Raw genomic sequence first — 23,878 nt, 5'->3', positions numbered from 1 at the left:
TTCGAACAACAAATATAAAAGTTTAAGATTACATAAAACTAAAACCTTGCTATTTACTTTTCGGTTTTGGTGTATTTTTTAAGTATTCCGTTGAGAATCACCATTGTTAATATAATTGCGGCACCAACATAAAACGTCCAGTTCATCTTTTCTTTTTCGTTAAATACTAACAATGCGATAATAATACCGTAAACAGGTTCCAGGTTTATAGTTAACATAACGGTGTAGGGGCTAAGAAATTTCATGATATCTACCGATACTATAAAAGCGTAAGCGGTACAGATAGAGCCTAATATAAAAAGCCAAATCCAATCGGTAAGCGATACTATAAAAAAATCGGGGGTAAAGCTACCTGTAAATAATAGGTATATGGATAGGAAAAACACACCGCCAAAAAGCTCGTATAACGATATTATAGTTGGGTTGTATTTGCTGGCATAAATTCCGTTGATGGTAGAGAATAATGCTGATAGGAATGCGGATGTAAGTGCGAGTATTATACCGTATGTATAATCGCCTTCAAAACGGAATATTAGGTACAACCCACCCACTACAAATAAACCAAATACTACTTCGTACCAGATTATTTTTCTGCTAAAGAATATAGGCTCTAACAACGAGGTAAAAAAAGCTCCTGTACTTAAACAGGCAAGTGTTACCGAAACGTTTGCTACTTTTATGGCTTTAAAAAAGGTAAGCCAATGCAAGGCTATTACCAAACCCGCAAACAAAAAGACTATAACCGCTTTTTTGGGTAGTTGTATGCTTAGCTTTTTAAGGTAGGCGTACAGCCAAATAATAGCTACGGCAATACTCATCCTGAACCAAACTAACGGTAAGGCATCCAACGATATTAGTGCGCCTATTACCGCAGTAAATCCCCATATAAATACAATAAAATGGAGTTGTAAATAGCTTTTTACTTTAGCGTCTGGCATTACGAAGTAGGAATATGGCTAGTATACCAAATGAAATATTAGGAAACCATACCGCAATAAGTGGTGGTATGCTCGATTTTTCTGCCATAGTACCAAATACCTTATCAAAAAAGATGTAAGTAAAGGCTAAACCTATACCCATGGCTAAGTTTACCCCCATACCTCCCCTACGTTTCATGGAGGAAACAGCTACAGCAATAATAGTAAGGATAAATGCCGAAATGGGTATGCTGTACTTTTTATACTTTATTACCAAATAGGTATTGATATTTGCCGAACCACTCGCCCGCTCTTTCTCTATAAAGCGGTTCAGTTCGCCCAACGTCATGGTTTCGGCAACATAAATAACAGGAGTTAAATCGTCGGGTTCAAAATTAAACTTGAATTTCTTTTCGGGTGCCGACTCTAATACATCACCCATTTCGCCTACCGTTCTTTTTGTATAGTTGGCTAGTGTATAAGTACTATCACTGGGGTTCCACTTTATGGAGCTGGCTTTAATCCAGTAATCTATTTTGTTATCCTTAAATTTTTTTAAATCAAAATTATAGCCCGTTTTTTGCCCATAGTTAAAACTACTTACATATATCTGTTCGTCTGGGCTTATTTGCTTGTATACCTCTTGGCTTTCTCGTACAACTTTATTGCTTTTAAGATATTTATACCTAAAATCGTTAAAGCCTTTACTGGCTTTGGGTACGAAAAAGAAGCCCATAACAAGTGCTAATAGCGATATAAGGGTAGCCCCTACAATATAAGGTCTTAAAAAGCGGTTAAAGGATATGCCCGAACTCAATATGGCAATAATCTCGGTATTGTTTGCCAATTTTGAGGTAAACCATATTACCGATAAAAATAGGAATATAGGGAATAAAAGGTTGGCAAAGTATATGGTAAAATCGGCATAATAGGCAGCTACCTCAACAAAGGGTACTTTATTGGCGAGTATCTTGTTTATTTTTTCCGATACATCAATTACTATCCCTATCGGGATGAAAAGCAGCAACATTACAAAAAACGTAGCTAAGTATCGCTTTAAAATATACCAGTCTATTATTTTCATTAATTCTCAGTAATGAGATTTAGCATTGTTGCAGCACAAAAGCCAAGTTTACAGTGCTAGTTAAAATCTCTGTTCTAAAATAATTACAGCCTTTTATCCATGTTTTTTACCATCATATCTTTCCATTCGCGGAAATCTCCTGCTAATATATGCTTTCTTGCTTCACGAACCAACCACATATAAAAGCCCAAATTGTGTATGGTTGCTATTTGTTTTCCTAAATACTCGTTAGAGGCAAAAAGGTGTCTTAAATAGGCTTTGGTATATTCGGTATCAACAAAGGTTATGCCCATTTCATCTATAGGAGAAAAATCGTCCTCCCATTTTTTATTTTTAATGTTAATAGTGCCATTAGCTGTAAATAGCATACCATTACGTGCGTTACGGGTTGGCATAACACAATCGAACATGTCTACGCCCAATGCAATGTTTTCCAGAATATTTATAGGCGTACCCACCCCCATTAAATAACGGGGTTTGTCTTCGGGTAGTATTTCGCATACAACATCCGTCATTGCATACATTTCTTCGGCAGGCTCTCCTACCGATAATCCTCCAATGGCATTACCAACAGCGCCTGCATTGGCTATATATTCTGCCGATTGTTTACGCAAATCGGTATAGGTACTACCTTGCACTATTGGGAAAAATGCCTGACTGTAGCCATACTTATACGGTAATTTTTCCAGATGGTTAATACAACGATCTAGCCAACGGTGCGTCATGTGCATGGAGCGTTTTGCATAACGGTAATCGCACGGGTACGGTGTACACTCATCAAATGCCATAATAATATCGGCTCCTATGGTACGCTGAATTTCCATTACATTTTCGGGTGAAAAGAAATGGAGTGAGCCATCTATGTGCGATTTAAATTTTACGCCTTCTTCCTTAATTTTTCGGTTTGCCGAAAGTGAATATACCTGATACCCTCCGCTATCGGTAAGGATAGGTCTGTCCCAGTTCATAAATTTATGCAGTCCGCCTGCTTTTTCTAATATATCTGTTTGCGGACGCAGGTATAAATGGTAGGTATTCCCTAAAATAATATCAGGGTCTATATCGTCTTTAAGCTCGCGCTGGTGCACGCCCTTTACGGTTCCCATAGTACCTACAGGCATAAATATAGGTGTTTCTATAACACCATGGTCGGTAGTTATGCTACCTGCTCTGGCTTTGCTCTGTGGGTCTTTAGTAATTAAATCAAATTTCATGAGTGTCTTTTACAGCCTGCAAAGGTAATTCTTTTATAATTTATATTCAGCATCTTATTTAAACGGTTGTATATACAACTTTTTATATATTTGTATTGATGAAAGAAACTATTTATACCCATATTGCTAGTTGCAACCCTACATTATGCATTTCGGGAAAAATAAACCGATGCACCCGAATAATAGGGAATGTGTTTAGGAAGCACTTAAAGGATTTTAATATTACTAGTAGCCAGTTGAGTGTGCTGTTTGTAATTATGAAGAATAAAGAGGTTAACCAGAAAAAAGTATCTGATGTACTTTACTTAGAAAAATCGACTGTTAATAGAAATTTAAACCGTTTGGTAAAGAGTAGCTATGTGTATACTGATGAGCATTTGAAATTAAAGATAACCGAAAAGGGCTACGAGTTTCTGGAAAAAGTTATTCCGCAGTGGAATAAAGCAATGGATGAAATTCGTGAAAAAATAAAACCAGAGGGCGAAGAGGCACTCAATATACTATTATCAACATTAACCAAGCAATAATACCATGCTAAAAACAGCTTATATTTTACTTTTCGTCGTTCTTTTATTAATTATACTATGGTGTTATAATTTGGCACTTAAAAAAACTAATGTTAGTAGCCCTTTACGGTACCAAAGGTTGTTACGGTTTACTGGTATACTCGCTGGGTGGATAACTTTACAATATGCAATAACAACTACAGGCTTTTATCAAGATTTATCGTTTCCGCCAAGAATACCTTTATTCATGATTATTCCTTTATTTCTGTTTACAGTCATCTTCTTATTTAAAAACCGAAATAGTAATATTCTAAAAAACCTACCAATACACATACCCATATTCTATCAGAGCTTCAGAGCCGTAATAGAAGTACTTTTTTATTATACTTTTTTAGCAGAAATTTTACCCGTACAAGCTACTTTTCATGGCTACAACTACGATGTTTTACTTGGTATTTCGGCACTGTTTATAGGGTTATACGCTATGCAAAAAAATGCATCTAAAAAACTATTGATTGCTTGGAATATAGTAGGTATTGCCATTGTGTTGTTTGCAGCATTTATATTTATTACATCCTTTTATGCGCCATCTGTATGGGGTACATCTACAAAATTTATTTTACGAGAATTCAATCAGTTTCCATTCTTACTCCTCCCTACATTTTTTATGCCTTCAGCAATATTTGTACACGTACTATCTATTATACAACTCAGAAAGCAGCTAAATAATCTGCAATAAAGTACAATTGATTTTTTCGTAATTATTTAACTAAGTGCATCGCCTTGGTAGCTCAAATTAATTTTGCCACACATAAAATTTAGGAGTACTTTTGCAACTGTTTAACTAATTTCTACAAATGAAACCTAATACACAACAACTTAACGATTTAACTACTCAGGTAAGAAGGGATATCCTTCGTATGGTGCATGCCGTAAATTCAGGTCACCCAGGTGGCTCATTAGGCTGTACCGAATTTATGGTAGCGCTCTACCAAAACATAATGCAGCGCAAGGAAGGTTTTGATATGGATGGCATAAATGAAGATGTATTTTTCCTTTCTAATGGGCACATATCGCCTGTATTTTATAGCGTGTTAGCTCGTAGCGGTTATTTCCCCGTATCGGAGCTCGCTACTTTTAGATTGCTTGACTCAAGACTACAAGGGCACCCTACTACACACGAGGGATTACCAGGTATACGCGTAGCATCGGGCTCGCTTGGGCAAGGCATGAGCGTGGCAATAGGTACAGCACAAACCAAAAAACTAAATAACGATAGTCATCTTGTTTATAGCCTACATGGTGATGGCGAATTACAGGAAGGTCAAAACTGGGAAGCCATTATGTATGCATCGGCTTATAAAGTAGATAACTTAATTGCCACTATAGACCTTAACGGGAAGCAAATTGATGGTCCTACAGACGAGGTTTTAAACATGGGAAGCCTTAAAGCAAAATTTGAGGCTTTTGATTGGGATGTACTGGAAATTAAGGAGGGCAATAACATGGATGCCATTATTGCTGGACTAACTGAGGCTAAAGCAAAAACTGGAAAAGGAAAGCCTGTTTGTATACTACTACATACTGAAATGGGTAACGGTGTTGATTTTATGATGCATACCCATGCATGGCACGGTAAAGCACCTAACGATGAGCAGCTTGAAAAAGCATTGGCACAAAATGCAGAAACTTTAGGCGATTATTAAATAGTGATAATAGAGGCTGGATTTGATATTAGATTTCTGTAAATTCTAGCTACTAAAATCTCAATTCTTTAAAAAAATGAAAAAATATACAAATACAGGAAATAAAGATACACGCTCTGGTTTTGGAGCAGGTTTAACCGAGCTGGGGCAAACCAACGAAAATGTAGTAGCACTTTGCGCCGACCTTATCGGGTCGCTTAAAATGGACGATTTTAAAAAGAATCACCCTGAGCGTTTCTTCCAAGTAGGTATTGCCGAAGCGAACATGATAGGTATGGCTGCGGGTATGACTATAGGTGGCAAAATACCGTTTACTGGTACTTTTGCCAACTTCTCTACAGGTAGGGTTTACGACCAGATTCGTCAATCGGTTGCGTATAGTGGTAAAAACGTAAAAATATGTGCATCGCATGCAGGGTTAACACTTGGCGAGGACGGTGCTACACACCAAATATTAGAAGATATTGGTTTGATGAAAATGCTACCCAGCATGACGGTTATTAATACCTGCGATTACAACCAAACCAAAGCAGCCACTATTGCAATAGCAGAACATGATGGTCCTGTTTACCTACGTTTTGGTCGTCCGTCGGTAGCCAACTTTACACCAGAGAATGGTACTTTTGAAATTGGTAAAGGTATATTACTTAACGAGGGTAACGATGTTACTATAGTAGCCACAGGGCATTTAGTATGGGAGGCGCTTATAGCTGCCGAAGCTTTAGAGGCTAAAGGTATAACTGCCGAAGTAATTAACATACATACTATTAAACCACTAGATGAGGAAATCGTACTAAAATCAGTGGCTAAAACAGGATGTATTGTTACTGCCGAAGAACACAATATACTAGGTGGGCTTGGCGAAAGTGTAGCACGTACACTGGCTACTAACAACCCCACACCGCAAGAATTTGTTGCCGTACAAGATAGTTTTGGCGAAAGTGGAACACCTGCACAACTAATGGAAAAATACAAATTGAACAGCGATGCTATAATAGCTGCTGCCGAAAAAGTGATAAAAAGAAAGTAATCGTTTTATTTACTATATTTAAAATCCCAATCGAAAGGTTGGGATTTTTTTATTGTTCCACTAAAATTTACTATAGATATGGGTTCAATTTTTAACTTTCAATTCGGGCAATTTGCCGAAGCTTCTTCCCCAAATTGGTTTGATTGGCTTTCTCTAATTTTATCAATTATTATAAACATAATAGCAATATATGGAGGTTTCAAAATCGCAGAGCATATATATAGAAGAGAAAAGACTGACTCTGAAAGAGATAACAACCAAATTTTAGAAATTGAACTAAAACTCTTCAAAAATAGCCTTTCAAGTCTTAAAGATGCATGTGGTGGACAGCTAAATGAAATAGAAACATATATAAGAGAGAAGGATTTTAAACTTATCTTTTACCAAAATGTGAATGTAGATTTTTTACAGTTTATTGACATCAAAAGTATTTATAGGAAATATGGAATAAATGATGATGAAAAAATAAAAAAGATTAACAATCTATTATCAAACCTTTATACTCTCTATGATTTTAGAGAATCATTAAGGAGTGAATTCAGAACATACATTGAGAAATATAATTTTCACGAATCTAAATTCTATAAATACAGAGAAATTATGTACACAAAACATTATACGTTATGTAACAAACGAGCCATAGAAATATCAATTCATGAAGGCATAAAAAAGTGGACATTTAATGAAAATGATTTATTTATGCCTGAATACTCCAACCTTATTAATGACACACATAGAAACAGTAATATTATAGATGATAACGGACTAAAAGATAGAGGTCTTTTAGTTCAAATGTTCGTTATACCATTACTTCAAATTACAGCAAAATATATCCCTGAAGATAGCGATGCTATAGAAGTAAATGGTATTGCAAATCAAGTAAATGCTGCTTATATAGATATGGAGAATGTTACTGAGAAGCATTTTACTGTCATTGAAAGCTATAAGGATAACTTATCAAAAATCATTGATACTATTAGCAATTTTTTATCTAATGACTAAATAAAAAAGCCTGTTCAAATTGAACAGGCTTTTTTATTTTATGGTAGTATATTCTCCTTAAAAACAGGAAGCATCTAAATGTTTTTTAACCGTACCACCATCGCAAGTAGGTATATCTTCAAAGTCGTAAACCTCATCCGTATCAGGTATTGTTATCTCTAAACGGGTAGAGTAGCCGTCATTATCATCATCAATATCCAAGTAGTCAGGCGCACCATCGCCATCGCTATCAAAATCACGAATATCAATACCGTTATCGGTTTCATACTTACTTAGGATGCCATCGCCATCGCTATCAACAAATTGTAAATCATATAATTTAAAGCTAAATACAAGCGGATTGTAGGCAGGTATACCTGTACGAACATTATTATAATACCCGTAAGCCGACGGTAAAAACATTATGCCAGCACCATAATCTTCAAACTCAGCAGGGTTTGGACTATCAGGTTCATCTATATACACCCCTGTTTTAAACAATGGGATAATTTCGTGCCATCCATTAACATAAGTTATAAGAGAAATATTATCTTGCGGAAACGGATCAGAATCAAACTGTGTTCCATCCAATCTAAAACCTCTGTAAGCTACACGAACCCTATCGGCTCTTGTAGGCTGCTCATTAACCCCCTGTCGTAAAACCAAATAATACAACTCAAAATTTACGCCTGCAAGGTTAACATCTTTAGCTAATAATTCATATTCCGTTTGGTCCCAAATAGAAACCTGATCGCCGCCATCTGGAATTTCTTCTATCGTTACATTAAAATCTTCATCAACACTGGCTATATAATGCTCTTTCAGGTAATTTTCAATGTCTACTTTCTCTACTGCATACTGCTCTGCATAATCTCTTGGTGGCTCTACAGACGACCCATCATCTTTATTACAGGCAGCAAAAAATGCAACAAATGCAAGTAGGCTAAAAACCTTAAAAAATCTCTTCATTTTTATTTTTATTTTAATGGCGCAAGATACAATTTTACTTTATTTTTGTACAGCTATAACAACGATTTTTAGGATTTAGTATGAGGATTGACAAATATTTATGGTGTGTGCGCTACTACAAAACACGCAATATAGCTACGGAGGCATGCAAAAAAGGACATGTTGCCGTAAACGGGCAGCAAGTTAAACCATCTAGAGAGGTTTACCCTACTGACGTTATAACATTACGACGCGACCAAATTAATTATAAACTTAGTGTACTGGATATTCCTGCCAATCGTGTAGGGGCTAAATTGGTAGACATTTACCGTAAAGACGAAACGCCTAAAGAAGCTTTTGAGCATTTGGCATTGCTAAAATTAGCCAAGGAGCATTACAGAGCGAAAGGTAGTGGCCGACCTACTAAAAAAGACCGCAGGGACATTGAAGATTATACTGATGATACTTTAGATTTTGAAGATGACAACATTTGATAAAAATTACTGGGAAAACCGTTACCAAAACGATTCCTCGCCTTGGGACATAGGCACAATTACAACACCATTAAAAGAGTATATTGACCAAATTACCGATAAATCGTTACGGATATTAGTCCCTGGCGCAGGTAATGGGCATGAATTTGAATACTTGGTAACACAAGGGTTTACCAATAGCCACGTGTTGGATATTGCCCCAACCCCCTTAGAGAATATTAGGGAACGATTGCCTGAATTGGATAGTAGCCGTTTAATTTATGATGATTTTTTTAAGCACGATGCAACCTACGATCTTATTATAGAGCAAACTTTCTTTTGTGCACTCGACCCATCATTACGGGAAAAGTATATTAAAAAAATGCATAGCCTATTAGCCCCTAAAGGCAAACTGGCGGGGTTACTGTTCCAGTTTCCGCTTACGGAGCAAGGACCGCCATTTGGGGGAGATAGTGAAGAGTATAAAAAGTCTTTCGGCGATTTATTTACGATACATACATTAGAAACAGCTCATAACTCTATTAAACCCCGAGAAGGTAAAGAACTCTTTTTTATCTTTGAGAAAAAATAACCCCAGTACACAATGAGCCACGTTATCCTTACACAGCAAGAAATAGAGCATAAAACCATGCGCATGGCGTACCAGATATACGAAACGTTTGTTGACGAAAACGAGGTTGTATTGGCAGGTATAGCAAGTAACGGCTATATTTTTGCACAAAAGCTGGCAGCAACCCTAGAGAAAATATCCGATTTAAAGGTTATTTTGTGTGAAGTAAAAATAAATAAACAGCAACCGCTAGAGGCAATACAAACATCCTTACCCGCATCAGAGTACACCAATAAAGCTTTGGTACTTGTAGACGATGTTTTAAACTCAGGTACTACATTAATATATGGGGTAAAACACTTTTTGGATGTACCCCTAAAAAAGTTTAAAACTGCGGTTTTGGTAGACCGAAACCATAAAAAATACCCTGTAAAGGCCGATTTTAAAGGGCTTTCGCTCTCTACATCGTTGCAAGAGCATATACAGGTAACTTTTACTAATGATGATGCCTACGCTTGCCTAAGCTAAAACAAACTCATTATTTCGTTTACAATATTCTCGGATGTTTTACCATCTGTAGTTACCCTGTGTTTTGCCTGCATATAGTAATAACTACGGTCAAACAAATGCTTGGCTACAAACTCGGTTAGCTCCTCCCCTTTCATGCCGTTTAACATGGGGCGGTTACTGCCTTGCAACTCAATACGGTTTACAATTTCTGGTACAGAGGTTTTTAAATATATTGATAGTACATCATCGCGTTGTAAAAATTCATGATTATTAGCATAACAAGGCGTACCACCACCTAAACTCAAAATAAAGGCTTCGTTATTGTTTACAATTTCTTTTAATGCAAGGTGCTCTTTCTTCCTAAACTGTATTTCGCCCTCTTCTTCAAAAATCGTGGCTATCGTTTTTCCAGTCTGTTCTTCAATAATAGCATCAAGATCAAAAGAGGTAATTCCCGAAGCCTGAGCAAGTAAACGTGCTATTGTGGTTTTGCCAGAAGCCATATATCCACACAAAATAATTTTTTTCATATAATAAGCCCTTATATACTAAGTTCTTAAACAATTTTAGGCAAAAAAAACTCAAATTTATAACAAAATGGCTTTGAATAATTAATAATACATCCGTATATTTGCACCCGCATTCAGGGAATGATATAATGACTCGATAGCTCAGTTGGTAGAGCACATCACTTTTAATGATGGGGTCCTGGGTTCGAGCCCCAGTCGGGTCACTAAAAGACCTTATATTTCCTAATGCAACGACTCGATAGCTCAGTTGGTAGAGCACATCACTTTTAATGATGGGGTCCTGGGTTCGAGCCCCAGTCGGGTCACTAAAAAGTTAAGCGTAACGATAGCTTAACTTTTTTTATTTACTACCGTTTAGGCCATGTGGTGGAATTGGTAGACACGCCATCTTGAGGGGGTGGTGCCGTAAGGTGTGCTGGTTCGAATCCAGTCATGGTCACTTTAAAAAGCGTAATATACTAACCGTATACTACGCTTTTTTTATGCCTAATTACTATATTTGGTCTATTATTATTGTTTTATAAAATACCACCAATAAAAAGCTTTACAATAGCTTATTCACAAGCCTCTTATAAATAAGCGGGCTAAAACACTTTACATTAATTTTATACAAACAATATGAATACTATAGCTACTGAAATAAAAGATTTTTACACCCAAAGTAGCGAAGACTTACGATTACAAACGGGTTTAGGACCCCTTGAGTTTGAACGCAACAAAGAATTGATTAATCGGTTTATACCAAAACAAAAAGCCATTATTGCCGATGTAGGTGGTGGCACGGGGCATTATGCTGCATGGCTAAGCAACATGGGGCATAATGTTACATTGATAGAGCCCGTACCCAAACACATTGCACTTGCCAAACAAAGGGCAAAAAACAATGCCAATAAATTTACGGTTATTGCTGGAGAAGCTTCTACGCTACCGTTTAGCGATAATAGTGTTGATGTAGTAATACTGCACGGACCATTATACCATTTACAGGAAGAAGTAGCGCGGTTACAAGTATTACAAGAGGCGAAAAGAGTCCTAAAAGATGGTGGTATTGTGTTGGGTTTTGCTATATCGTACACCGCATCAACAGTAGCTGCACTTAGTAGCGGAATGTTTCATGAACCTGCCGTATTTGCTATGTGTCAAGAGGAACTTGCTACAGGATACCATTTTCCGCCCGAAGCATTCCCTGGTATGCTTTGTAACGCCTATTTTCATCGTCCGAAAGACTTTAGGAAAGAGTTTGAGAGTGCTAATTTAACCGTTACGGCGCATTTAGCGGTAGAAGGTTTAGCTTGGTTGGATAAAAACTTTTTTGAGAATTGGTTCATCCCCAAAAAGAAAGAACAATTACTCAAATTAATACAAGCCACGGAGAGTAACGAAGATACTTTAGCACTTAGCCCGCACATGATGATAGCTGCTAAAAAATCGAGATAAAAATATAATAACCACAAATTAAATAAAGTGCATACAATATTAACCATTGTTTGCACTTTATTGTTTTTAAAGGCGTAATATTTTTCGTATTATTATAAAAATTAAAAAACGAATCATGGAGGAACTTACCGCCCTGAGGCATTACTTGCATAAACACCCTGAGGTGTCGCAAAACGAATACAAAACGCAAGAGTATATGCTTAACCTTTTGGGTAAGCTAAATGCTGATAAAGTAGAAAAAACGGCCAATACGGGTATACTTGTAACGTTTAAAGGCAAAGCAGTAGGGAAAAACATATTGTTACGTGCCGATATTGATGCTTTACCGATACAAGAAACGATAAGTACCACATATAAATCCAATACCGAAGGGGTATCGCACAAGTGCGGGCACGATGGGCATACTACTATAATGTATGGTGTTGCCCAGCATTTTGCAGCGCAACGTCCCGAAAAAGGGAATGTATACTTGCTGTTTCAGCCTGCCGAAGAAAACGGTTGGGGCGCACGCAATGTGGTTGCCGATGGTACATTAAAAGGCTTGAATATAGATATGGTTTTTGCACTGCATAATTTACCCGGTTACACCATGCATAGTATTGTTTGCAAAACAGGCAGCTTTACATCAAGCGTAGTGAGTTTAGCAGCTCATTTTAAAGGATACACCGCACACGCTGCAGAACCTTGGAATGGCAGAAATCCTGCAAAAGCAATGAGCCAATACATGCTGGAGGCATTGGCTCTGAATATGGAAGATAAACCCGCGTATGTAACCGTAACACCAGTACATACAGCAATGGGCGAAAAAGCTTATGGTATTTCTGCAGGAGAAGGGTCAGTACACTTAACCGTTAGGGCTGATAGTAACCAAAGGTTAGATGCTGCTATGGCAAGCATTAAAAGCAAAGCAACTGAAATAGCTAAGGATGAAGAACTGGAAGTTAGTTTTGAGATTATAGAGCCTTTCGAATCAAATCAAAACCATAACGATGCTGTAGCTGTAATTCAAAAAGCAGCAAAGACAACTAATTCAGAATATAATGCTATTGATGATGGATTCCGATTTGGCGAGGACTTTGGTATTTTTACCAACCTATACCCTGGTGCCATGTTCGGTGTTGGGTCTGGTAAAGATTGTTTTCCGCTACACCACCCCGCCTACGATTATCCTGATGAAATAACACAAACAGGAATAAAAATGTTTACCACCATACAAAAAGAAGCACAGGCATAATGAAAGCATCATCGGTTATTAAGCTAGACCAAGCTGCACTACAGTCCAACTGGAAATTTTTAAAAACATATTTCAATAAAACCAAAATAAGTGCCGTTGTAAAGGGTAACGCCTATGGGCATGGCATTAGTACCTACGTACCTATGGCAGAAGCCTGCGGTGTAAACCACTTCTCGGTTTTTAATGCAAGCGAGGCTTACGAGGTATATGAGGTAGCTTCGGCAAATAGTACCATAATGATAATGGGTTCGTTAGATGAGCAGGATATTGAGTGGGCAATTGCAAACGGTATTGAGTTTTATGTATTTACTATGGAGCGTTTGGCAACAGCCATAAATACAGCAGCAAAACTCAACAAAAAAGCCATTGTACATATTGAGATAGAAACAGGCATGTTTCGCACAGGCTTTGAGCACGCAGAAATACCTGAACTAATAACACATTTAAAAAATAATACCGATACGTTAATTTTTAAAGGACTATGCATGCATTTTGCAGGTGCAGAAAGTATTGTAAATTATGTTCGGATTAAAAAGCAAAAAATAGGTTTTAAAAAAGCCATAAAAGCGTTTAAAGAGGCTGAGGTAATGCCCGAAACGATTCATGCATGTTGCTCGGCAGCAGCAGTACGAATACCTGATATGCATTACGATATGATACGCATCGGTATTATGCAATACGGTTTTTGGTCGGGTCCTGAGGTGCTTATAGAATATCTTAATAAACATAATTTAGAAGAATCGCCATTAAAACGTATTATTAGTTGGGAAAGTACCGTAATGAGCATGAAAGAGGTACCACCAGGGGAGTTTATAGGCTACGGAACTTCATTCTTTTCGCATCAAAGCATGCAACTTGCCATTGTTCCTGTAGGGTACGCACACGGTTTTAGCAGAAGCCTGAGCAATACAGGTATAGTACTTATAAATGGTAGGCGCGCTCCTGTAATTGGCACTGTTAATATGAATTGTATTGCCATAGATGTAACCAGTATAGGCGACGTAAAAATAAACGATACCGTAACGTTAATAGGAATGCAAGGCGAACACGAAGTAAGCGTAGCATCGTTTGGCGAAATGAGTAATCAGCTTAATTACGAGTTGCTAACACGACTTCCTAAAGGAATAGAGCGAAAAATGGTATAAGCCAAAACGTAGACTAAGTGTTATAATAAAAATAACATTTATTAAACGTAGTAATATTATATTTGTAAGTAAACCAATACAAGAAATTTTGAATGTATTTCTTACTGTTTTAACGGGGCTTTTGTTGCTGTTTACATTATTATCGTTAGTGCGAAATGATTATTGGGTTTTTCGTGTTAACGATTATCCGCGTTTGCAAAAGTTTACGTTATCTGTAATTTGCTTGATACTTTTATTAAACCTGTATAATGGTAACGATACTTTATTTTGGATATTAACTGTATCAATTGCACTAAATATTATTTATTTAGGATGCCAAATACTCCCATTTACAACGCTTGGTAATAAACAAGTATATAGGGCAAATACGGTTAAACCCAACCAAAGCGTTAGCATAATGATTAGCAACGTATACCAATACAATACCAATATAAAGGGCTGCCTTAGTGAAATATACAAAACCAACCCCGATATTGTTTTTCTGTTGGAAACAAACAACACTTGGAAAAAAGGTACTGAAGAACTTAAAGAAAAATACCCACATCATGTACTAGTACCGCAAGAAAACACCTATGGTATGCTACTCTACTCCAAACTAAAACTAACCAATACTGCGGTTAAATTTATAGTAGAAGATGATGTACCATCAATACATACATGTTTTACTTTAAAAAATGGTCAGGAAGTACAATTGTACGGCGTTCACCCCACCCCGCCATCGCCTACAGAGAACATTCGTGCTACCGAGCGCGACAAAGAGTTATTATTATTAGCTGATATTGTAGCGGAGCAGAGTAATCCTGTAATAGTAATAGGCGACTTAAATGATGTAGCCTGGAGCCACACCACAAAACTATTTTTAAAAATGAGTGGTTTACTTGACCCAAGGCGTGGCAGAGGCTTTTTTAACTCGTTTCATGCCAAATATCCTTTTTTACGCTTTCCGTTGGACCATGCTTTTATTTCACCCAATTTTAGGCTCAATACAATAAAACGCTTGAACAATTACGGGTCTGACCACTTCCCTATTTTTATTGATGTACAATATGAGCCTGAAGGTAGTAGTAACGAACACGAGGTTTTACAACCCGATTCTGATGATGTTGCTGAAGCAAAGGAAAAGAAAAATAAAACCTAACAATTAGTGATGCGCTAATTTTTCATCTTTCATTGTAATGGTACGAAGCACAAAGGAAGCACAAAACAAATAGTAAACAACGGGTTGTGCACCTGCGTATTTGTAGCCATCGCTAAGCAGTAATATTAATAAGCCTCCAAGAATAACCTCCGATATAAAAGGGGCTCTAAATTTAAAACCAGCCTGAAAAATAGTAACTACTGTTAAAACGGCATAAGCAATGGTAGCACTCACAATAACAGTTTCCGCCAAATAAGGACGCGAAAAAAAAGTGAGTAAAAAGCTAGCGCCAATAGCCACAAAAGTTATAAGAATAAGATGTCGTAACATAAGATTAAGCGTTGTACGGTACACAACTAAGCAGCTATACTTGCGTAATCATTTAATGGGAGCAAAAAATCTAATAATTAGAATTTTTGCTAAAATATAAATTTATTCTCATAAAATTATGCTCTATTTAAATAAATTTCGACTATTATTTATAAGGTAACAGTTCGCAACGTCTATCTAATTCCTCTTTAAACTTTCTAAGCTCTTCGTTGCTCATATCATCTAATTGTTTATATTGGTTTTCCTCACTTTTCATTTTTTCTGTTGCCTTTTTTTCAGAATTAAACTTGTTGCCCGAACCTAAGCCACCAAATAATATTTTAGAGAGTAATAGTAAGCCCATAGCATGCCAATACCCTACTTGGTTTACCCCTATTAAATCTGGTAAAATAGTATTCCACAACCACATTACTAGTGCCGATATACCAAATATTAAACCGATAATAAGCGGTACAAAAAACATAAATTTTACTGCATCGCGATACTTTTTGTTATTATCCATTTTTCGTCTCATTTTAGTGTTTATTTAAATCGTTATGTAAATAGTGTAGTTTTTTGCGCAAGTGCTTTACAGCATACCCTTTACGGCTAATAATTGTTTTAATATTCTCCTGCTGCCTATCCGCAATTTCTTTCAAGGTTACGCCATCTATTTCGTTAAGTACAAAAACTTCTCTTTGCAGTGCTGGTAATTCGTTTAACGCAATTAATAGTGCTTCCCAAAACGCTTTTTTATACAGCGCAAGTTCTGGGTCGTTTGTTGTATCTAATAAAAGAATATCTCGAATTTCTATAGTACCATCTTCTGCTTCGTAAGTATAATCCTCTAGTAAGTCATTTGTTTGTTTGCGGTAGAGATCGGTAATTTTGTTTCGGGCAACACGGTATAACCATGCGCCTATGTTCTCTACCTCATCCATGTTAGTGAGCCTACTTAATTGATACCAGACGTCTTGCAGTATATCTTGAGCATCTTGGTTTTGATGTACACGACCTGTAATAAAAATGGATAGCTGTACTCCAAATTCTTTGATTATTTCTGATGTAAGGCGGGCTTTTCTTCTTGGCATTAGTGGTAGTACTTGCTGTATACTATAGAAGACGAACGAAACGCTATTTTACTTTAAAAAATGACTTTTTTTTTCAAAATAATTTTAATTGAAGGGTATGGGTAGGTATACAAACAAAAAAAGCTCCCTAAAAGGGAGCTTATGCTATATTATAAACGGTAGTGGCTATTAAAGTGTAGCTACGTGTTTTGTTAGTTTTGATTTAAGGTTTGAAGCCTTATTAGCATGAATAATGTTTTTCTTAGCTAATTTATCTATCATAGCGATAACACCCGAAAGCTTTTGTGAAGCATCATTCTTATCTGTAGATGTACGTAGTGCTTTTATGGCATTACGAGTCGTTTTGTGTTGGTATTTATTCAACACTCTTTTCTTTTCGCTAGTTCTTATTCTTTTTAAAGCTGACTTATGATTTGCCATTTTCTGTTGTCTTAAATGTCTTAATTATTCTATTTTGTAGTCCGTAGGGGAATCGAACCCCTGTTACCAGGATGAAAACCTGGCGTCCTAACCCCTAGACGAACGGACCAGTGTTAGCTTAAACAAAAAGTAAACCTTTTTACAGGTGGCTACTTTTTTTTAACTTAGTAGCCCGTAGGGGAATCGAACCCCTCTTACCAGGATGAAAACCTGGCGTCCTAGCCGATAGACGAACGGGCCATTTTGTTTCTGTAATGCGGATGCAAAAATACAACTATTTTTTATTTACGCAATACTCGAAACAAAAAAAATATAAATTTTTAATATGCCTTTGCAAACAGTACTCTTCCAGCCGATGGATTACCTGTTAATACACAGCTTCCTGGCTCCTCTTTCCTGTTTAAAGCTATACAACGTATGGTTGCTTTTGTAAGGTTTTTTATTTTATCTTCTGTCTCTGGTGTACCATCCCAATGGGCAGCTATAAAGCCTCCTTTGTTTTCTAGTACATCTTTAAACTCATCAAAATTATTTACTTCGGTTATATTCGCATCCCTATAGGTTTGTGCTTTAGCATACAAATTGGTTTGTATTTCCTCTAGTAAATTTTGTATGTGGGCTACAACATCTTCGCTAGCCACAACTTCTTTAGAGAGTGTATCTCTACGCGCTACTTCAAAAGTACCATTCTCCAAGTCTTTTGGTCCGAGTCCTATACGTACTGGTACGCCTTTAAGCTCGTATTCGTTAAATTTAAAGCCTGGTTTATGCGTATCCCGATTATCGTACTTAACGGATATATTCAGTTTACGCAACTTAGCCATAAGCTCTTTTGCCGTTTCAGACACAGCATCAAACTGTTCATCTGTTTTGTATATTGGCACTATAACAACTTGTATTGGTGCAAGGTTTGGTGGTAATACAAGTCCGTTATCATCAGAATGCGTCATTATCAATGCACCCATCAACCGTGTAGAAACCCCCCACGAGGTAGCCCAAACATACTCTTGCTTCCCTTCTTTATTGGCAAACTTAACATCAAAGGCTTTGGCAAAGTTTTGCCCTAAAAAGTGCGATGTTCCTGCCTGCAATGCTTTACCATCTTGCATTAAGGCTTCTATACAATACGTTTCTATAGCCCCTGCAAAACGCTCGTTAGCGGTTTTAACACCTTTAATAACAGGTATTGCCATAAAATTCTCTGCAAAGTCGGCATATACATCCAACATTTGCTCTGCCTCAGCAACCGCTTCTTTTTCTGTAGCATGTGCTGTATGCCCTTCTTGCCATAAAAACTCGGCGGTACGCAAAAACAATCGTGTTCGCATTTCCCAACGCACTACATTAGCCCACTGGTTTATTAACAATGGTAAATCACGATACGATTGTACCCAACCCCTATAGGTATCCCATATAATAGTTTCGGATGTTGGGCGTACTATTAACTCCTCCTCTAGTTTAGCATCAGGGTCTACCTCTATTGTTTTTCCGTCTTCAGCAGTTCTAAGCCTATAATGGGTAACCACAGCGCACTCCTTAGCAAAACCATCTACGTGGCTTGCCTCTTTGCTAAAATAGGATTTAGGTATAAATAAAGGAAAGTAAGCATTTTGATGCCCCGTTTCCTTAAACATTCTATCTAATTCTGCCTGCATCTTTTCCCAAATTGCATAGCCGTATGGTTTTATAACCATACATCCTCTTACTCCAGAATTTTCTGCAAGGTCTGCTTTTACAACCAGTTCATTGTACCATTTGGAATAATCTTCTGATCGCTTCGTTAAGTTCTTACTCATTTTTTATTAGATTGGCACAAATATTGTTTATATTTATTTCAGTAGAAATCGTTTGGCAAAAATAACCATTTTGGAAAGCCCAACAATAAAAAAATGCAGAGATATGAAAACTAATTACTACAGCCTAAAACAAATCTCCATATACTCGATACTGGGTATATTAGGGCTCACTATAACCTCGTGCAGTTCTTACAAAAATAATTCATCTTATGATACCGATGGTATATATGGTTCTGTACCTCACGATAGTAACGACGAACCTATATATACTTATAATGATGGTAATGTTACCGAATACCGCGATGGCGATGTGTCGGGACAAAACATGAATTATAAGGCTTACTTTAATTCATTACAAAACCAATATCCTGCAACGGCTTTTACTGATGTAGAAGATTACAGCTCGTACGATGACGACGCTGGCGCAATACAAACCCAAGATAACGGCAGTTATACCGTGTATAGCAATGGTAACCCTGGTTGGGGTGAAAACCCCGATAACGTAAATGTTAATGTTTACGCTGGCTGGGGTGGCGGCGGTTGGAACAATTGGGGCTGGGGTCCTGGTTGGAATAACTGGGGCTGGAACGGCGGTTGGGGCTGGGGCGTTGGTCTTGGCTGGAACAACTGGGGCTGGGGCGGCGGCTGGGGTTGGAATAATTGGGGCTGGGGTTCTGGTTGGAACAACTGGGGCTGGAACGGCGGTTGGGGTTGGAACAACTGGTACACCCCCTACTACGGTAATGGTTGGAACAATTTTTACAATGGTAACAGAGGCGGCAGAAACACGGGTTACTATACAGGTGGTAGAAATGCTTACTATAACAACGGAAGAAACTCTGCTAGAAGCGCAAATTACAACTCGGGCAGAAGAAACACCAACTATAGTTCCAGAAGAGGTACTACAGCAAATAGCTCAAGAAGAGCAACCAATACACGAGCAACAAGAACACGTGGAACGTCTCGATATAATAATAGTTCCAGAAGTAATAGTAGCAGAGGTAACTATAACAATTCTTCCCGAACGCGAAGTAATAACCGGAGTTACTCGCCATCCAGAAGTTCGAGAAGCAGCTCTCCGTCCAGAAGAAGTTCTGTTAGCCCATCTAGACGATCAGGTGGTTTTGGCGGAGGAAGATCTGGCGGATCACGCGGAGGCTCTCGCGGTGGTGGTGGAAGAAGAGGTTAAAACACCACTATAGTTACTATCCTATACCATTAACTTAACATAGGGTTTAAAAACAAAAAACAAGGTTATGAAAAATATACTATTAGGTGCATTAAGCCTAGCAGCAGTAACTACGTACGCCCAAAGAGATATGAACTCACCAGCAGATGCTGTTCGGTATGGAATGGACGATTTAAATGGTACAGCACGCTTTCGTGCTATGGGTGGTGCTTTTGGTGCATTAGGGGGCGACCCTTCGGCAATAATGGTTAACCCAGCAGGTGCTGCCATATTCAATTATAATTCGGGTACACTATCAATGTCCAACTACAACCTAAGTAATACATCTACCTACTTTGGTACGCAGGCAAAACGTAATGATACTGCGTTTGACCTAAACCAAATGGGAGCTATTTTTGTTTTTAATAATAGCAACGAAGAGGCTTTTATGAACAAGTTTACACTTGGTTTTAACTACGATAATATTAAAGATTTTGATAACCGAACTTTTACGAGAGGTACAAATCCTAATAATTCGATAGATAGCTACTTCATAAATTATGCTAATGGTGTACCGCTAGGCACACTAAACAATAATAACTTTGAACAACTTAATTTTAGAGAGCAACAAGCCTATCTAGGTTATAACACCTACATTATTAACCCAGCTATAGATACTCCGAATAATACTACCTACGTATCCAATTATAACCCCGCAGCAAGCAATTATTATCAAGAAGATTTTGTAAATACTACAGGGTTCCACGGCAAAGTAGCTCTTAACTTTGGCGCACAGCTTAAAAAGCGTGTGTACGTAGGTGCTAACATTAATGTACACTTTACCGATTATATCCGCACAAGCAGCTTTTACGAAGATGCAAACACTCCCACAGGGTTAAATGGCATTCGTTTTAATAACGAACGTTATACTTACGGCGGTGGAGTATCGTTTAATTTAGGAACGATAGTTAAAATAACTGAAGAGCTACGTGCTGGTGTAGCCTATGAATCGCCTACATGGTTGCGACTACAGGACGAAATACGCCAAAACATATCGTCGTTCTGCCCCGATTGTGGAGGAGGAACCCAAGATAACTTCGTAGTAAACCCTTTTATAACGTTTATTATGGATGACTATTCGTTAAAAACGCCCTCTAAATGGACGGGTAGTTTAGCATACGTGTTTGGAAAAACAGGGTTACTAAGTGTAGATTATTCTATTAGAGACCACAGCAATACAGAATTTACAAGCAATGGTTACGAGGCTATTAACGCCGAACTTAGTAACACGCTAGATGTTGCAGGCGAACTACGCGTTGGTGCAGAATATCGTATTAAAAATTTTAGTATGCGTGGCGGTTATCGTTACTCCGAAAGTCCGTATAAAAATGGTACAACGGTGGGCGACTTAACCAGCTATTCTGGGGGTATAGGCCTTGCCTTTGGCAACTCAAGAATCGACCTTGCCTATACATGGTTTCAGCGCGATATGGATACACAGTTTTTTAACGCAGGGCTTACCGATAATGCTCGTATAGAAACCACGAACAATAACGTAACACTATCATACACATTGGATTTATAATTATTAATTCATTTTAACTATATTACTAAATTGGAACAATTTTCACAAAAGCCATTCCTGATTTGGGAATGGCTTTTTCAATCTATTTTATACTTTATGGTTTAAGTTAGATTTAAAAAATTGCTTATATAAAACGATTAATACTAGAGCCAAATACACTGAAAGCGAAATTATAAAAAGTGAGCTTTTATTAAAGTTAGCCATATTGATATTAGGAGCTAACCAAGCGAAAGACAAGACATAGCCAAAAGCGAGTAAATACTTGTTTTTATTAAACATCAATAGTAAAACTAATAAAGTAATCAGTAGAAATAAGAAGTTGCTTATATTCATTACATCAGGATTAAAGATATTTATCAATCCTAAAAAAATTAGTCCTCCATTAATAAGTTCAAACTTTTCGTTAGGTACTACAATTAATAGAAAAGAAAGTAGCGTTATTATTTTTAAATATTTCATTTGATGATAAACTCTTCTAACCCCCTAATCATACTAGCCAGGCGATAGTTTGTGTTTCTCATTTATAAACTCAAGAATTTGCTCAATATCTGCATCAAGCAAAATATCTCTGATAGGGTTAGCGTAATCAAACCCTCTTACTTCGTTATTATCACTGTATCTATTATATTCGTTAGTGAAATCACTTGTCGAAACAATGTAGAGTTGTGATTCTAACATTTTCATTCTCCCCAAAAAATTTAAAACTATATCCTTAAAAAGCTTCTCTTTCTGCGCAATAGAGATAGACTTATTTTCAGGAAATTTTGCAAAATAGAAAACGGCATTACCCATATTTTCTTCGGCAATCAATTTCTTAACTGCTAGTATTTTATCATCCTGATTTATAGTATCAACAATAAAAAAAACGCTTTTAACAGGGATAATTCTATTATTCTTACGCTTAATCTCCGTGAATTCAATACCTGATTTTTCTTCTACTATTTTATTATGGTAGAACTCTTGTGAAAAAAGTGATTTCGACAATAACAAGAGTATATAAGTATAAATAAATGTTTTCATGGTATTTTTAAATTACTGTTTCAAATAGCGTTCATACTCCATTTTTGCAAGAGAGTCAAGTTCGCTACTTTTATAGTAATGCAAGCATGTTGCCATATAGTAATTTACGCCTTCGTCGCAACCTTCACACATAGAAGGTTCAGGTATATTTTTTGCAATATTTGTACCTAGTTTATTTGCTGTTTTGATTGCTTCTAAATCTAAGCCGTCATAAGGGTTAAAGGCATCTCTTTTTTGTATTAACTTAAAAATGGTGTCATCAATTTGGTAACTCTCTCTAAGGCAAGCTATAAAAGCACGATCTTTAAAAGCATCAATCCATGGATTAGTCGATTTGTTATAATCAAATTTCTGATATTTTGGCTTACAACAACCTAAGAAAATAACGATAGTAAATATAAAGGTTAGACATTTTCTCATATTGTTTAATTTAATAACCAAACATGTACCAACCAATTAATAACTACTTATTATTTTCAAATATTTCATTTGATGATAAACTTTTTCTATAAATACTTGTAACCCCCTAATCATAATAGCCAGGTGGAATTTTATCTTTCTCAACAATAAATTTAAGTAAATCACCTATTCTATTACTCACTAAAGTATCGCGAAGAGGTCGCGGATAACCAAATCTCCTCGTTTTCCATTCTTCCTCTACTTTCGTTCTGTATATATCAGTAATATCTTCTTGTACTATGGCGTAAAAGTCAGATTCAACCATTTTCTTTCTACTTAATAAATCATTTGAAATATTATCAAAGGCTTTTTCTTTGGCTTCTATAGTCATATTAGCTGGAAGTTGTAAAAAATAAAAAACCATATCATCAATATCTTCTTTCTTTATAAATTCCTTAACTGCCACTATTGTTTCTTCCTGATTTAAAGTATCTACAACAAAAAATACATCTTTTACAGGCACTAACCATTTATACTGCCTACTTACTTCAGTATAATACATTCCTGAAACTGTATCTTGAAACTTTCTCTCTATAATTTTTTGAGCATCTGCATAGCTTACAAAAAATAATAGCACAATAATTAAATAAACTCTCATATCAAAAA

At 36.8% G+C, this 23,878-nt stretch carries 27 protein-coding genes and 5 tRNA genes; 17 read left to right on the top strand and 15 right to left on the bottom strand.

All coding sequences use genetic code 11. From position 1 onward, the window contains the following. Window positions 1-53: 53 nt before the first annotated feature. The 3 genes from K1I41_RS07465 to tgt all read right to left on the bottom strand — a co-directional run bounded on the left by K1I41_RS07465 (window position 54) and on the right by tgt (window position 3,215). Window positions 54-938, bottom strand: coding sequence for a DMT family transporter (locus K1I41_RS07465; RefSeq protein WP_220639749.1), 885 nt, complete (start codon window positions 936-938; stop codon window positions 54-56). Beyond that, on the bottom strand, window positions 925-2,001 hold the full coding sequence (locus tag K1I41_RS07460) for an LptF/LptG family permease (RefSeq protein WP_220639748.1): 1,077 nt from the start codon (window positions 1,999-2,001) through the stop codon (window positions 925-927). The genes K1I41_RS07465 and K1I41_RS07460 overlap by 14 nt, the downstream gene beginning before the upstream one ends. An 83-nt stretch (window positions 2,002-2,084) precedes the next feature. Next, on the bottom strand, window positions 2,085-3,215 hold the full coding sequence (tgt, locus tag K1I41_RS07455) for a tRNA guanosine(34) transglycosylase Tgt (RefSeq protein ID WP_220639747.1): 1,131 nt from the start codon (window positions 3,213-3,215) through the stop codon (window positions 2,085-2,087). A gap of 98 nt (window positions 3,216-3,313) precedes the next feature. Here tgt and K1I41_RS07450 point away from each other — a divergent pair, with 98 nt between their 5' ends. The 5 genes from K1I41_RS07450 to K1I41_RS07430 all read left to right on the top strand — a co-directional run bounded on the left by K1I41_RS07450 (window position 3,314) and on the right by K1I41_RS07430 (window position 7,459). After that, entirely contained in the window at window positions 3,314-3,742 is a 429-nt protein-coding gene (locus K1I41_RS07450) for a MarR family winged helix-turn-helix transcriptional regulator (protein WP_220639746.1), read from the top strand. Between the two features lie 226 nt (window positions 3,743-3,968). Further along, the gene (locus K1I41_RS07445; RefSeq protein ID WP_220639745.1) at window positions 3,969-4,460 is read left to right on the top strand and encodes a hypothetical protein; all 492 of its coding nucleotides are present in this window, start codon (window positions 3,969-3,971) and stop codon (window positions 4,458-4,460) included. 118 nt (window positions 4,461-4,578) lie between these two features. Next, window positions 4,579-5,427 carry a transketolase gene (locus tag K1I41_RS07440; protein WP_220639744.1) on the top strand — a complete coding sequence of 283 codons (849 nt, stop codon included), beginning with the start codon at window positions 4,579-4,581 and terminating at the stop codon, window positions 5,425-5,427. A gap of 76 nt (window positions 5,428-5,503) precedes the next feature. Further along, window positions 5,504-6,457: a transketolase family protein gene (locus K1I41_RS07435; RefSeq protein ID WP_220639743.1), complete on the top strand. Its 954-nt coding sequence runs from the start codon at window positions 5,504-5,506 to the stop codon at window positions 6,455-6,457. A gap of 78 nt (window positions 6,458-6,535) precedes the next feature. Beyond that, on the top strand, window positions 6,536-7,459 hold the full coding sequence (locus tag K1I41_RS07430) for a hypothetical protein (RefSeq protein WP_220639742.1): 924 nt from the start codon (window positions 6,536-6,538) through the stop codon (window positions 7,457-7,459). Between the two features lie 57 nt (window positions 7,460-7,516). Here the strand turns inward: K1I41_RS07430 and K1I41_RS07425 are convergent, their stop codons facing one another. Continuing rightward, window positions 7,517-8,407, bottom strand: a complete 891-nt coding sequence (locus tag K1I41_RS07425; RefSeq protein ID WP_220639741.1) for an FKBP-type peptidyl-prolyl cis-trans isomerase — start codon at window positions 8,405-8,407, stop codon at window positions 7,517-7,519. A gap of 80 nt (window positions 8,408-8,487) precedes the next feature. On the opposite strand from K1I41_RS07425, the gene K1I41_RS07420 reads away from it, so the two are divergent. From K1I41_RS07420 to K1I41_RS07410, 3 genes are read left to right on the top strand one after another with little or no spacing between them, the layout of a single operon-like run. Then, window positions 8,488-8,880 (top strand): RNA-binding S4 domain-containing protein, encoded by a 393-nt coding sequence (locus K1I41_RS07420; protein ID WP_220639740.1) that lies wholly within the window; start codon window positions 8,488-8,490, stop codon window positions 8,878-8,880. Next, window positions 8,867-9,451 (top strand): methyltransferase, encoded by a 585-nt coding sequence (locus K1I41_RS07415; protein WP_220639739.1) that lies wholly within the window; start codon window positions 8,867-8,869, stop codon window positions 9,449-9,451. Before K1I41_RS07420 ends, K1I41_RS07415 begins: the two co-directional genes overlap by 14 nt. A gap of 12 nt (window positions 9,452-9,463) precedes the next feature. After that, complete coding sequence (locus K1I41_RS07410) at window positions 9,464-9,958, top strand: phosphoribosyltransferase family protein (protein ID WP_220639738.1); 495 nt, start codon at window positions 9,464-9,466, stop codon at window positions 9,956-9,958. Here the strand turns inward: K1I41_RS07410 and K1I41_RS07405 are convergent. Next, a complete protein-coding gene (locus K1I41_RS07405; RefSeq protein WP_220639737.1) occupies window positions 9,955-10,470 on the bottom strand; it encodes a shikimate kinase in 516 nt (171 codons plus the stop codon). The genes K1I41_RS07410 and K1I41_RS07405 overlap by 4 nt on opposite strands. 130 nt (window positions 10,471-10,600) lie before the next feature. Between K1I41_RS07405 and K1I41_RS07400 the strand changes: the two genes are divergently transcribed. The 7 genes from K1I41_RS07400 (at window position 10,601) to K1I41_RS07370 (ending at window position 15,424) form a co-directional block, all read left to right on the top strand. Continuing rightward, window positions 10,601-10,673: transfer RNA gene (locus tag K1I41_RS07400), tRNA-Lys, on the top strand. A 29-nt stretch (window positions 10,674-10,702) separates the two neighbouring features. Next, window positions 10,703-10,775: transfer RNA gene (locus K1I41_RS07395), tRNA-Lys, on the top strand. Window positions 10,776-10,827: 52 nt separating this feature from the next. Further along, window positions 10,828-10,909 (top strand) — tRNA-Leu (locus K1I41_RS07390). Between the two features lie 179 nt (window positions 10,910-11,088). Beyond that, window positions 11,089-11,907 (top strand): class I SAM-dependent methyltransferase, encoded by an 819-nt coding sequence (locus K1I41_RS07385; protein WP_220639736.1) that lies wholly within the window; start codon window positions 11,089-11,091, stop codon window positions 11,905-11,907. A gap of 115 nt (window positions 11,908-12,022) precedes the next feature. After that, a complete protein-coding gene (locus K1I41_RS07380) occupies window positions 12,023-13,141 on the top strand; it encodes an amidohydrolase (protein WP_220639735.1) in 1,119 nt (372 codons plus the stop codon). Next, complete coding sequence (gene alr, locus K1I41_RS07375; protein ID WP_220639734.1) at window positions 13,141-14,286, top strand: alanine racemase; 1,146 nt, start codon at window positions 13,141-13,143, stop codon at window positions 14,284-14,286. Before K1I41_RS07380 ends, alr begins: the two co-directional genes overlap by 1 nt. 88 nt (window positions 14,287-14,374) lie before the next feature. Continuing rightward, window positions 14,375-15,424 carry an endonuclease/exonuclease/phosphatase family protein gene (locus tag K1I41_RS07370; RefSeq protein WP_220639733.1) on the top strand — a complete coding sequence of 350 codons (1,050 nt, stop codon included), beginning with the start codon at window positions 14,375-14,377 and terminating at the stop codon, window positions 15,422-15,424. Between the two features lie 3 nt (window positions 15,425-15,427). Here the strand turns inward: K1I41_RS07370 and K1I41_RS07365 are convergent, their stop codons facing one another. The 7 genes from K1I41_RS07365 to proS all read right to left on the bottom strand — a co-directional run bounded on the left by K1I41_RS07365 (window position 15,428) and on the right by proS (window position 19,040). Continuing rightward, window positions 15,428-15,754, bottom strand: coding sequence for a hypothetical protein (locus tag K1I41_RS07365; protein ID WP_220639732.1), 327 nt, complete (start codon window positions 15,752-15,754; stop codon window positions 15,428-15,430). 145 nt (window positions 15,755-15,899) lie between these two features. Then, on the bottom strand, window positions 15,900-16,268 hold the full coding sequence (locus K1I41_RS07360) for a hypothetical protein (protein WP_220639731.1): 369 nt from the start codon (window positions 16,266-16,268) through the stop codon (window positions 15,900-15,902). A gap of 1 nt (window position 16,269) precedes the next feature. After that, on the bottom strand, window positions 16,270-16,824 hold the full coding sequence (locus K1I41_RS07355; RefSeq protein ID WP_220639730.1) for an RNA polymerase sigma factor: 555 nt from the start codon (window positions 16,822-16,824) through the stop codon (window positions 16,270-16,272). A 168-nt stretch (window positions 16,825-16,992) separates the two neighbouring features. Beyond that, window positions 16,993-17,244 carry a 30S ribosomal protein S20 gene (gene rpsT, locus K1I41_RS07350; protein ID WP_220639729.1) on the bottom strand — a complete coding sequence of 84 codons (252 nt, stop codon included), beginning with the start codon at window positions 17,242-17,244 and terminating at the stop codon, window positions 16,993-16,995. 37 nt (window positions 17,245-17,281) lie between these two features. Beyond that, a tRNA-Glu gene (locus K1I41_RS07345) sits at window positions 17,282-17,353 on the bottom strand. 59 nt (window positions 17,354-17,412) lie between these two features. Further along, window positions 17,413-17,484, bottom strand: a tRNA-Glu gene (locus K1I41_RS07340). Window positions 17,485-17,564: 80 nt separating this feature from the next. Further along, window positions 17,565-19,040 carry a proline--tRNA ligase gene (gene proS / locus K1I41_RS07335; protein WP_220639728.1) on the bottom strand — a complete coding sequence of 492 codons (1,476 nt, stop codon included), beginning with the start codon at window positions 19,038-19,040 and terminating at the stop codon, window positions 17,565-17,567. 103 nt (window positions 19,041-19,143) lie between these two features. Here proS and K1I41_RS07330 point away from each other — a divergent pair, with 103 nt between their 5' ends. Next, window positions 19,144-20,229, top strand: a complete 1,086-nt coding sequence (locus tag K1I41_RS07330; protein ID WP_220639727.1) for a hypothetical protein — start codon at window positions 19,144-19,146, stop codon at window positions 20,227-20,229. 67 nt (window positions 20,230-20,296) lie between these two features. Beyond that, window positions 20,297-21,793 carry an OmpP1/FadL family transporter gene (locus K1I41_RS07325; RefSeq protein WP_220639726.1) on the top strand — a complete coding sequence of 499 codons (1,497 nt, stop codon included), beginning with the start codon at window positions 20,297-20,299 and terminating at the stop codon, window positions 21,791-21,793. 492 nt (window positions 21,794-22,285) lie between these two features. Here K1I41_RS07325 and K1I41_RS07320 read toward each other — a convergent pair whose 3' ends face one another. The 3 genes from K1I41_RS07320 to K1I41_RS07310 form a co-directional block, all read right to left on the bottom strand. After that, the gene (locus tag K1I41_RS07320) at window positions 22,286-22,813 is read right to left on the bottom strand and encodes a hypothetical protein (RefSeq protein ID WP_220639725.1); all 528 of its coding nucleotides are present in this window, start codon (window positions 22,811-22,813) and stop codon (window positions 22,286-22,288) included. Between the two features lie 12 nt (window positions 22,814-22,825). After that, window positions 22,826-23,233, bottom strand: coding sequence for a hypothetical protein (locus K1I41_RS07315; RefSeq protein ID WP_220639724.1), 408 nt, complete (start codon window positions 23,231-23,233; stop codon window positions 22,826-22,828). 106 nt (window positions 23,234-23,339) lie between these two features. Continuing rightward, window positions 23,340-23,870: a hypothetical protein gene (locus K1I41_RS07310; protein WP_220639723.1), complete on the bottom strand. Its 531-nt coding sequence runs from the start codon at window positions 23,868-23,870 to the stop codon at window positions 23,340-23,342. Window positions 23,871-23,878: the final 8 nt, after the last annotated feature.

This window comes from Flavobacterium litorale (genome assembly GCF_019613795.1).
Lineage (GTDB): Bacteria > Bacteroidota > Bacteroidia > Flavobacteriales > Flavobacteriaceae > Flavobacterium > Flavobacterium litorale.
The sequence above is the reverse complement of the archived record's forward strand: the minus strand, read 5'-3'. Positions and strand labels throughout refer to the sequence as shown.